General features: G+C 52.7%; 9 protein-coding genes. 5 read left to right on the top strand and 4 right to left on the bottom strand.

The annotated features are described in order from the left end of the window. Positions 1-184: 184 nt before the first annotated feature. From R3I13_RS20930 to R3I13_RS20950, 5 genes are all read left to right on the top strand, one after another. Positions 185-796 carry a porin family protein gene (locus tag R3I13_RS20930; RefSeq protein WP_346319924.1) on the top strand — a complete coding sequence of 204 codons (612 nt, stop codon included), beginning with the start codon at positions 185-187 and terminating at the stop codon, positions 794-796. 158 nt (positions 797-954) lie between these two features. Then, entirely contained in the window at positions 955-3357 is a 2403-nt protein-coding gene (lon, locus tag R3I13_RS20935) for an endopeptidase La (RefSeq protein ID WP_346319925.1), read from the top strand. Positions 3358-3596: 239 nt separating this feature from the next. Continuing rightward, positions 3597-4688: a type IX secretion system protein PorQ gene (gene porQ / locus R3I13_RS20940; protein WP_346319926.1), complete on the top strand. Its 1092-nt coding sequence runs from the start codon at positions 3597-3599 to the stop codon at positions 4686-4688. Between the two features lie 18 nt (positions 4689-4706). Beyond that, positions 4707-5477: an ABC transporter ATP-binding protein gene (locus R3I13_RS20945; protein ID WP_346319927.1), complete on the top strand. Its 771-nt coding sequence runs from the start codon at positions 4707-4709 to the stop codon at positions 5475-5477. Between the two features lie 12 nt (positions 5478-5489). Next, complete coding sequence (locus tag R3I13_RS20950) at positions 5490-7199, top strand: hypothetical protein (protein WP_346319928.1); 1710 nt, start codon at positions 5490-5492, stop codon at positions 7197-7199. 189 nt (positions 7200-7388) lie between these two features. On the opposite strand, the gene R3I13_RS20955 is transcribed toward R3I13_RS20950, so the two are convergent. The 4 genes from R3I13_RS20955 to ahcY form a co-directional block, all read right to left on the bottom strand. Then, positions 7389-8120: a pyridoxine 5'-phosphate synthase gene (locus R3I13_RS20955; protein WP_346319929.1), complete on the bottom strand. Its 732-nt coding sequence runs from the start codon at positions 8118-8120 to the stop codon at positions 7389-7391. A gap of 15 nt (positions 8121-8135) precedes the next feature. Beyond that, positions 8136-8861, bottom strand: coding sequence for a DUF3307 domain-containing protein (locus tag R3I13_RS20960; RefSeq protein WP_346319930.1), 726 nt, complete (start codon positions 8859-8861; stop codon positions 8136-8138). A gap of 51 nt (positions 8862-8912) precedes the next feature. After that, entirely contained in the window at positions 8913-9542 is a 630-nt protein-coding gene (locus R3I13_RS20965; protein WP_346319931.1) for a SatD family protein, read from the bottom strand. 154 nt (positions 9543-9696) lie between these two features. Continuing rightward, the gene (gene ahcY, locus R3I13_RS20970; RefSeq protein ID WP_346319932.1) at positions 9697-11025 is read right to left on the bottom strand and encodes an adenosylhomocysteinase; all 1329 of its coding nucleotides are present in this window, start codon (positions 11023-11025) and stop codon (positions 9697-9699) included. Positions 11026-11062 lie beyond the last annotated feature (37 nt).

An 11062-nucleotide genomic window follows, 5' to 3' on the forward strand; every position in this document is an offset into this window, starting at 1 on the left:
TTTCCTTGTAAAACATTTTTGACGCTCCATGAACTAACCGCTTTGCATCCGCGTTATTCCCGGGATAAGTATTTAGCATGACTTTTGTGTTAACAGTAGGGGTCCATGTTTTTTCCTGCGTCTTATGAATGGCAATGTACTCATTATCAAGATAAATAGAGCTTAACACTAAACAAATCAATGTATGAAAAAACTGTTTTTCGCCTTAGCAGTCATCACATGTGTAACCGTATCCACTGCCAACGCACAGCAAAAATTATTACGTTTCGGTATTAAAGGTGGCGCCAACCTTGGTAAAATAGACGGGACCGGTTATGACGATGCATTTAAACTGGGCTATCACTTAGGCGCATTTGCCCAGATCAACCTGATGAAAGGTTTCGGCATACAACCTGAATTGATCTTTTCATCTACCAAAACAGAAGTGACCTCCGATTTTGATGATGTTTATGACATCGACCAGCTGAAGGAAGACAAACCGAAACTCAACTACCTCAGCATTCCCGTTCTCGCGAATATAGACCTGGGCTCTCCCCGTTTCAAATTACAGGTGGGCCCGCAGTTCGGCATTATGACCAGCAAAAAGACGAGCGTGTTCGAAGAAGGGAAATCCGCCTTCAAATCCGGTGAGTTTTCCGCGGTAGGCGGCCTGTGGCTGCAATTGCCGATAGTGAACATCAGCGCCCGTTACGTGATCGGTATTTCCGACGTGAACGACGTTACTTTCGAAAACACCACTTCCCCCGAAAAATGGAGGAACCAATCTATTCAATTGGGCGTAGGTATTACATTATAAAAAGTATACCTACAACTGATAAAGACCGCACCCGCAAGGGGCGGTCTTTTTTGTTATCTTCATCATGGCACCAAAGTTGACTATATAGGTATACTCTTTAATTGGGGGCATTTTGGGGAGTTAGACTGACAATATGTCCCGGTACTTAAAACTGACAGATGAACACATTCTTTTTAGGCAATACAGAAGAGGAAATGGAGTTTATGCCCATTATTCCTTTGAATGAAGACGGCGAAGGGCAGGAGGAGGACAGGATCCCGGAAGAACTGGCGCTGCTGCCCCTGCGCAATACCGTGCTGTTCCCGGGCGTGGTGCTGCCCATTACCGTGGGGAGAGACAAGAGCATCAAGGCGGTAAATGATGCGTACAAGACTGACAAAATGATTGGCGTGGTAGCGCAAAAAGACAGTAATATCGAAGAACCCGGCATTACCGATCTTTCCGACGTGGGTACCGTGGCCAAGATCGTGAAGCTGATCAAAATGCCGGACGGCGGCACTACCATCATCATCCAGGGGCGCAAGCGCTTTAAAATAAAAAGCATCCTCACCGAAGACCCCTATTTCAAAGCCAGCTACGAGCTGATGCCCGACGAAGTAGAGGAAAACGATTCCGAATTCGATGCGTATGTGTCTTCCATCAAAGACCTTGCGGCGCAGATCATACAGCTGTCGCCCAACATTCCTTCGGAAGCCAGCATTATTCTCAAGAACATTGAGAACGCGCCTTTCCTGATCCACTTCGTGAGCAGCAACCTGAACAGCGATGTGAAGGACAAACAGCAATTGCTGGAGATCAATAACCTGCGTGTGCGCGCGGAATTGCTGATGAAGCTGTTGCAGGTGGAATTACAGCTCGCGGAACTAAAGAACAAGATCAACAACAAGACCAAGGCCGACCTCGATAAACAGCAACGGGAATACTTCCTGCAGCAGCAGATGAAAAGCATCAAGGAAGAGCTGGGCGGCGACTCCAACGACCGCGAGGTGAAGGAAATGCAGCGCAAGGCCGAGCTGAAACAATGGCCCGATGCGGCGAAAGAGCTTTTCAACAAAGGCATCGAAAAGCTGGAGCGCATGCATCCCAGCACCCCGGATTATTCCGTGGTATACAACCACCTGGACCTGATGCTGGACCTGCCCTGGAACGAATTCACCAAAGACAGCTACGACCTGAAAAAGGCTAAGAAAGTGCTGGACAATGACCATTACGGCATGGACCGCATCAAAGAGCGCATCCTCGAATACCTGGCCGTGCTGAAGCTGAAAGGCGATATGAAATCGCCTATCCTGTGTTTTGTTGGTCCCCCGGGTATCGGTAAAACCTCGCTGGGCCGCTCCATCGCCAACGCGATCGGCAGGAAATACGCCAGGCTGAGCCTCGGCGGGCTGCACGACGAAAGCGAGATCCGCGGTCACCGTAAAACATACATCGGCGCCATGGCCGGCCGCATCCTGCAAACCATCCGCAAGGTGAAATCCGGCAACCCCGTGATGATCCTGGACGAGATAGACAAGATCGGCAACGACTTCCGCGGAGACCCCGCCAGCGCCCTGCTGGAAGTGCTGGATCCTGAACAGAACAGCACCTTCTACGACAACTACCTGGAGCTGGAATATGACCTCAGCAAAGTGCTGTTCATTGCCACGGCTAACAATATCAACGCTATTCCCATCGCGCTGCGCGACAGGCTGGAGATCATCGACCTGAGCGGTTATTCCATCGAAGAAAAAGTGGAGATCGCCAAAAGGCACCTGATACCCAAACAAAAAAGCGCGCACGGGCTGGAAGAATACAAATTCACTTTTGCTAACAAAGTGATCGAAAAAGTGATCGCTGATTACACGCGCGAAAGCGGCGTGCGGGAGCTGGACAGGCAATTCGCCGCCATCATGCGTTCCCTGGCCAAAGACGTAGCGCTGGGCACTAAACTGAAAGACGCCATTTCCGAAGAAAGGGTGATCAAAGCGCTGGGCAAACAGAAATACAGCAACGAAATATACAAGACCGGCAACCCCAGCGGCGTAGCCGTGGGCCTCGCATGGACGTACGTAGGGGGCGACATCCTCTTCATCGAATCCAGCCTCAGCGAAGGCAAGGGAGAGCTGAAGCTCACCGGCAACCTGGGCAATGTGATGAAAGAATCAGCCGTGACCGCGCTCAGCTATTTACAGGCGAATGCGGCTGCGTATAAGATCGATCCGAAAATGTTCCGCGACAAGACCATCCACGTGCACGTGCCGGAAGGCGCTGTGCCGAAAGACGGTCCCAGCGCGGGCGTTACCATGCTCACGGCGCTCACTTCAGCCTACACCGGCCGCCGCGTGAAACCTTACCTGGCCATGACCGGGGAGATCACCCTGCGCGGGCAGGTGCTGCCCGTGGGCGGCATCAAAGAAAAGATACTGGCCGCCAAACGCGCCGGTATCAAGGAAGTGGTGCTGTGCTGGCAGAATGAAAAAGACATACAGGACATCAATCCCGATTACATCAAAGGGCTGAAGTTCCATTATGTGAAAGAAATGAACCAAGTGCTGGAAACTGCGTTATTAAAGAGATAGGAAGCAGGGCACGGCCACTCCTGGCCTGCCATGCAACCCAAAAGTTCACTTTCAGTGCAAAGTGAGCGCATGTTGATTGTTTAAGGGTTTGAATAAAGCCGTCCATCCGGGCGGCTTTATTCTTTTTGATACTGTTTTCACCGCCCTTTTTACCCATTAGCCTCAGGCCATCATTATGCTTCGCATATCCGATAAAATAGCATGCATTTGTCGTACCTTACCGTTCGCAAAACAGAACCTTGAGGTACCGCTACGTTTTCATACTGCTGTTATTATCCGCCTATGCCAGGGCCCAGGTGCTGGGAGGGAGGAAAACCTTCGCTTTCCTGGACCTGCCGCCGTCTCCGCAGATCACGGCGCTGGGTGGCATGACCGTCAGCCAGCAGGGAAAAGACCTGAGCCTTGGGCTGATGAACCCCGCGCTGCTGCGCCCCGCCACACATACGCAACTGCAGGCGGATTATTCAGGTTACGTGGGCGGGGTGAAATATTCCAATTTTGCGTTTGCGTACCATGTGCCTTCCATTGCCACTACTTTCGCCACCAGCATCCAGTATACCGGTTATGGTGAAATAACGCATACGGACGCGGCCGGGAATGTGCTCGGCAGTTTCAGGCCGGTGGATTTCTACTGGCAACTGAGCGCATCCCGCAGGTACCTGGAAAAATGGTATTACGGCATCAGCATCAAATACATCCGTTCCCGCTACCTGGATTTCAGGGCCACCGGCATCGGCACCGACGTGGGCATTGCCTTCAGGGACACGGTCAGCGGCTGGCAGGCCGGGCTGCTGGCGAAGAATATGGGCACGCAGTTTACGAAGTATACCACAGGCGAACGCGAAGGTCTTCCCTTCGACCTGCAGGCGGGTGTGAGCAAACGACTGAAACATGTGCCGCTGCAACTGTCCGCCACCCTTCACCACATTTACCAGTTCGACGTGCGGTATGCCGACCCGGCTGATGAAGAGAACATCATCATCGAAAACGGCGATACCATTCGCAGGAACGGCGGCACAATGGACAACATCTTCCGGCATTTTGTGCTGGCCGCGCAGTTCGAGATCGGGAAGTACGTGGAAGTAACGGCCGGCTACAACCACCTGCGCAGGCGGGAGCTTGCATTGCCCAACCAGGGCGGGTTGAGCGGTTTTTCCTTCGGCCTCGGCGTGATCGTGCAGAAAATACAGCTGCGGTACGCCCGCAGCTGGTACCAGCGTTCCATCGCATTTAATCACATCGGCCTCAGCATACCGCTCAATCAATGGACGGGATTCGGTAAATTCGGGGATCGCATCGGCTGGAAGCCCGGTGAGGCCTATACTTTATAACAACGGAAAACATCAGATATGCAGCCTATTATTTCAATCAGGAATCTCAGGAAACACTACGGCGAAAAAGAAGTGCTGAAAGGCATCAATCTCGAGATATTTCCCGGCCAGATCATCGGGTACATCGGCCCCAACGGCGCCGGCAAATCCACCACGGTGAAAGTGCTCATCGGCCTCCTCAGCGATTTTGAAGGAGATGTGAGCATCCTGGGCAAAGACCTCCGGCAGGATACCATGAGTATCAAAAGTCTCATCGGCTACGTGCCTGAGAATGCAGAGATCTACGAAGTGCTCACGCCGATGGAGTACCTTTCTTTCGTGGGCAAACTCTACGGGCTGGAAGATGAAGTGATCGAAGAGCGCGCTGCGCGCATGCTCCAGGCCTTTGGCCTGCTGGAAAACAAAGACCAGCGGATGGACACTTTTTCCAAAGGCATGCGCCAGAAAGTGCTCATTACTTCCGGCCTGCTGCACAACCCGCAGATCGTGATCCTGGACGAGCCGCTGTCTGGCCTGGACGCCAACGCGGTGATCATCGTGAAAGAGATCATGACCCTGCTGAAAAAAGAGAACAAGACCATTTTTTACTGCTCGCATATGATGGACGTGGTGGAAAAAGTATCGGATAGGATCGTGCTGATAGACGAAGGCAGCATTGTGGCTGACGGGACTTTCAGCTCCCTCAAATCGTCTGACGACGAAACGCTGGAGCGGATCTTTGCGCGCCTCACCGGCAAGCAGCAGCTTAGCACCAATGCCGACGCTTTCATCAACGCCCTTGGCCAATAAACAGACACGACGATGAACAAATTTTTCCTCGCCATCATTTCCCTTTTCAACCCGCTTTGGAAAAGGATAGGCGTAAACGTTGCGCAGCTGCGCGCCATATTGGACGTAAAGCTGAAGATGGACGACCGCCGGCCCAATGCCTACACCGGTATGCGCCAGCAGCAGCAGAACAAGCCCCGCAAGAACGGTTCCTGGGCCATTGTGCTGGTATCGCTGCTGATGGGGTTCTTCTACCTTTTTATTTTTATGCTTGGCACCAACCTGTTGCTGCAGTTCTTTTTGTGGTTCAGCATTTTTATGGTGATGATGAGCATCACGCTGATCTCGGATTTTACCAGCGTGCTGATAGACGTAAAAGATAATTACGTGATACTGCCCCGGCCTGTGAATGATAAGACTGTGGTGGTAAGCAGGCTGCTGCACATCATGATCCATATTTCGAAGATCGTGGGCCCGCTGGCCGCGCCGGCTTTCGTGTATGTAACGATCCGTTACGGCATCGGTGCAGGTTGCTGGTTTGGCGTGCTGGTATTGCTGCTGAGCGTTTTCTGCATCTTCCTGATCAACGCGGTATACCTGGTGGCGCTGAAACTAACCACCCCGCAGCGTTTCAAGGAAATGCTCAATTACCTGCAGATCGCGTTTTCCATCATCGTATTTGCTACTTATTACCTGGCGCCGCGGCTGGTGAAAAGCACAGACCTGGCGCAGCTGAACCTGGCGGATTATCCCTGGGTGAACATTGTGCCTACATACTGGTTTGCCCGCGCGCACCTGGGCGTTTCCGGCCTGGACTTCAGCGGGTGGAACCTGTTATACACCGCATTGGCCATTTTAGTGCCTTTCCTGAGCCTCTGGCTGGTGGTGAAGGTATTTGCCCCGAGCTTCAACCGCAAGCTGGCTATGCTCAGCGGAAGCGAGCCTGAGCCGGTTAAAAAAGAAGTGAAGGTGAGCACTGGCAAAAGACCGCTGTATAAAACGCTCGCCCGCCTGGCAAGCAAAAACCGGCTGGAGCGCCTTTCTTTCGAGCTGGTATGGATGATCACCGGCCGCAGCCGGGAGTTCAAATTGAAGGTATATCCTTCCCTCGCTTATGTGATCGTGTATTTCGTGTATTTCCTTTTCAGCGGCAAGCAGGGAACACCCGGACAGGCGTGGGCCAGCCTCCCGGAAACGAATATGTTCATTTTACTGATCTATATCAGCAGCTTCGTATTCATCACCGCCATCAGCAATATCGTGTACTCGGATAAATTCAAAGCCGCATGGGTGTATTACGCCGCGCCGGTGGAAAGGCCGGGAGAACTGCTGATGGGCGCTTTCAAAGCCACGCTGGTCAAGTTTTTCCTGCCGTTCTATATTTTCATCGCTTTGTTTTCGCTGGGTGTGTGGGGATTGAGGATACTGCCAGACCTGTTGCTGGGTTTTGTGAACGTGGTGCTGATCAATCTCCTGTTTGCGTCGATCTTCCTGCGCAAGCTGCCTTTTTCTTCCGAGCTGAATATAAAACAGGGAGCGGGCACTTTCCTGAGAGGCCTGCTGATCCTGGCCATTCCCGGCCTGATCGGGTTTGCGCATTACGGTCTCCGGTTTGTAGGGAAGGATATCAGCTGGGCTTATTTAGTGATGGTGATCATTTTCGGATTGATCTCTTCGGCAGTGCTGTACCTGATGTATATGCGGTATAAAGAAACGGCCTGGGAGAAGCTGGAAGTTTCGTGAAAAACCCGTCATTGCGAGAAGCAGCAGAGCCAATGTGGGAGGGGCGACGAAGCAATCTCAAACGTTGAATTGGCGTACTTCAAGCTAAGGAAGAGATTGCTTCGTCGCGGCTCCTGCACAGCCCCCCACTGCTTCTCGCAATGACGGGTTTTTCTCGCGATGACGGGTCTTTTCCCGCAAAGACGTTTTCTAATCCTGCAACTGCCTTTTATACAGCTGGATGGTATTTTCCAGCCCGAAATAGATAGCGTCGCACACGAGGGCGTGGCCGATGGATACTTCTTTGAGCTGGGGGATGTGCAGCTTGAAGAACCGGAGATTATCCAGGTTCAGGTCATGCCCTGCGTTCAGTTCCAGGCCAATGGCGGAGGCTTCTTTGGCGGTGTTCTTATAATCGTTGAACAGCCTGAAGTTCTGCGGCTGGGTGCGCGCTTTCGTATATTCTTCAGCGTAAGGGCCGGTGTAAAGCTCAATGCGGTCTGCACCGGCTGATTTTGCGCCTGCCACTTTATCTACTTCAGGGTTGAGGAAGATAGACACGCGGATGCCGGCGGCTTTAAGGGTGGAGATGATATCTTTCAGGAAAGACTGGTAATGCACGGTATCCCAGCCGTTGTTGGACGTGAGCACGCCCGGGGGATCAGGTACCAGGGTGGCCTGGTGGGGTTTCACGTCCAATACCAGGTCCATAAAATCTTTGGAAGGATAACCTTCGATGTTGAACTCCGTGGTAACGACCGGTTTCAGGTCCCGCACGTCCTGGTAACGGATATGCCGTTCGTCTGGCCGGGGGTGTACCGTAATGCCGTCTGCCCCGAAGCGTTCACAGTCTTTCGCTACCTGTATGATGTCTGGCAGGTTGCCGCCGCGGGCATTCCTCAGCGTGGCAAACTTGTTGATATTTACACTCAGCTTGGTCATGCCGCAAAATTACAATTATTGCAGCAGGAACATCACAACGGAGCCGATAAAAATAGAGGTGGAGAAGCTCATGAGCGTGCCGATGAGCACATATTCCGTTTCGCGCCGGTTGTCGCTTTCCTTGAGGTCGTTGAAGCGGAGGATGGATTTGGCCGCGATCAGGAAACCGATGCCTTCGTAATGGTTGGTAATGATGAAAGTAAGCACCAGCGCCCTTTCGAATATCCCGATCCATTTGCCGGCTTCGCTGAGGGAGCCTTTGCCATTGCTCAGGCGTGCATCCGTCACCTGGTCGCGCCAGCGTTTGGTGGCGAAGCCGAGCAGGAAAGCGGCGGGCCATATTACGGCGGCATAACCGAGGGCTACGGCCCAGAAGGTCGTATTCTGCCAGAGGCCGCGCAGCCAGGGAGTTACGTCGTTCCAGCCATGGGTTACCTGCAGCCAGAGCAGGAGCAATACGAGCAGGTGCAGGCCCTGGTCTATAAGAAAATTCTTCGCATTGTCTTTCCTGTACAGTTTCCAGAGATCAATGAAAAAGTGGGTAACGGCAATGGCTACCGGCGCCAGCCACTGCGTCCATGCGGCGGTAAAAAGATAGATGAGCAGGCCATGGATGAGGCAATGCAGGTAAAGATACCCGGAACCGGCTTTGCGGCGGCGTTTGTGCTGGACGATGCGGTTGGTCTGCAATGCAAAATCTCCCAGGAGATGGGCGCACAGCCATTTGATGAGCAATAACATAAGATATGGTTTAAACAGGCATTGCGCCTGTTGTTTTGGTTAACGGCATAGTTATAATAGCGACAACGCCTGCTGTTCGAACCGCCGGAGTATCAGGCTGATGGTTTGCCACCCGGCGCCCTGCAGCCGTTGCTGAACGGCGGGCTGGCGGATGTTCAGTTTTTCGGCGGTCTGCACCTGGGTGAGGCCGTTCAGCTGTTCCAGCACTGCTTCCGCCTGGAGGGCGCTCCACCGTTCGATGATGAAGGAAAGCGTCTGGCAGTGGATCTCCCATTCCTGGTTGACGTCTGCGGAGGGAGTGACCACGGAAATGAGCCCGTTCTTTTTCTTCAGTTCATCCAGGTACGGACCTGAATTGCGGAAGGCCTCCCCGTCTGAAATAACTATTTTTTTCGCATTAAAGGAAATCTCACCGGTGCCGATGGCCAGCCGTACCTTAAAATCTTCCTTCCACAACATGGCCAGCAGTACCAGGCTGCTGTGCAGGGCCGTTTCGGGGTGTTTGGCGATAACGGCCTGGAAGCTGTCTCCCCGGTATTGCTCCGCCCTGAAGCTCTTCTCTTTTTTCCTGACAGCCGCAAACGCGTTATCCAACGCCTTTTGTAGGCGCACGCGCGCCTGGGGGGCGAGCTGGGAGGACTGGATAACATCCCCGGTTATGACGGCTGCATTCGTTTTCATGATGTACGTACTGCAAATATAAGGCTATAGCCTTATAATACCTAATTATAAGCCTGTAGACTTATAATGACCCAATATAAGGCTGTAGCCTTATAAAACAAAAAAAGGCAGCGACCATAGCGGGCGCTGCCTTCCGGTATGATTTACCGCCGGATTAGTAACGGTAGTATTCGGGTTTGAAGGGACCTTCCACGGGAATACCGAGGTAGGAAGACTGTGCAGGAGTGAGTGTATCCAGCTCCACGCCGATCTTCTTCAGGTGCAGGCGGGCAACTTTTTCGTCCAGGTGCTTGGGCAGCACATATACCTTGTTCTCGTAGCTGGCGGAGTTGGTCCACAGTTCAAGCTGGGCAAGGGTCTGGTTGGTGAAAGAGTTACTCATTACAAATGAAGGGTGGCCGGTAGCGCAGCCCAGGTTCACGAGGCGGCCTTCAGCCAGCAGGATGATATCTTTCCCGTCGATGGTGTATTTGTCCACCTGGGGTTTGATCTCCACTTTGCTATGACCGTAGTTGGTGTTCAGCCAGGCCACGTCGATCTCGATATCAAAGTGACCGATGTTGCACACGATCGCTTTGTCTTTCATGGTCTTGAAGTGTTCGCCGGTGATGATGTCGCGGCAACCGGTGGTGGTCACGATGATGTCCGCTTCTTTTACGGCATCGGCCATCTTTTTCACTTCGTAACCTTCCATAGCAGCCTGCAGGGCGCAGATCGGGTCGATCTCGGTAACGATCACGCGGGCGCCTGCGCCGGCGAGAGACTCAGCGGAACCTTTGCCCACATCGCCAAAACCAGCTACTACCGCTACTTTACCGGCGATCATTACGTCGGTTGCGCGGCGGATAGCGTCCACACAGGATTCGCGGCAGCCGTATTTGTTATCGAATTTGGATTTGGTAACGGAGTCGTTGATATTGATGGCGGGCATCGGGAGGGTGCCGTTCTTCATTCTTTCGTACAGGCGGTGAACACCGGTAGTGGTTTCTTCGCTGAGGCCTTTGATATGCTGGATCAGCTCAGGGTATACGTCAAACACCATGTTGGTGAGGTCGCCACCGTCGTCCAGGATCATGTTCAGCGGGCGGTCTGTGCTGCCAAAGAAAAGCGTCTGTTCGATGCACCAGTTGAATTCTTCCTCGTTCAGGCCTTTCCAGGCATATACCGGGATGCCGGCAGCAGCGATAGCGGCAGCGGCATGGTCCTGCGTGGAGAAGATGTTGCAGGAGCTCCATTGTACTTCGGCGCCGAGGGCAACCAGGGTTTCTATCAGTACGGCAGTCTGGATGGTCATGTGCAGGCAGCCGGCAATGCGGGCACCTTTCAGGGGCTGGGATTTACCGTATTCCTCGCGCAGTGCCATAAGGCCCGGCATTTCGGCTTCCGCCAGCTGAATTTCCTTGCGACCCCATTCAGCCAAAGACATGTCTTTTACTTTGTACTTGAGGTTCAAATCAATTTTGGACTTAGCAATTGTTGACATTCCGAATAAATTTTTGCAAATCTACCTTTATTTTAAC

Source organism: Chitinophaga sp. YIM B06452 (assembly GCF_039655965.1).
In the GTDB taxonomy this organism is placed as follows: Bacteria; Bacteroidota; Bacteroidia; order Chitinophagales; family Chitinophagaceae; genus Chitinophaga.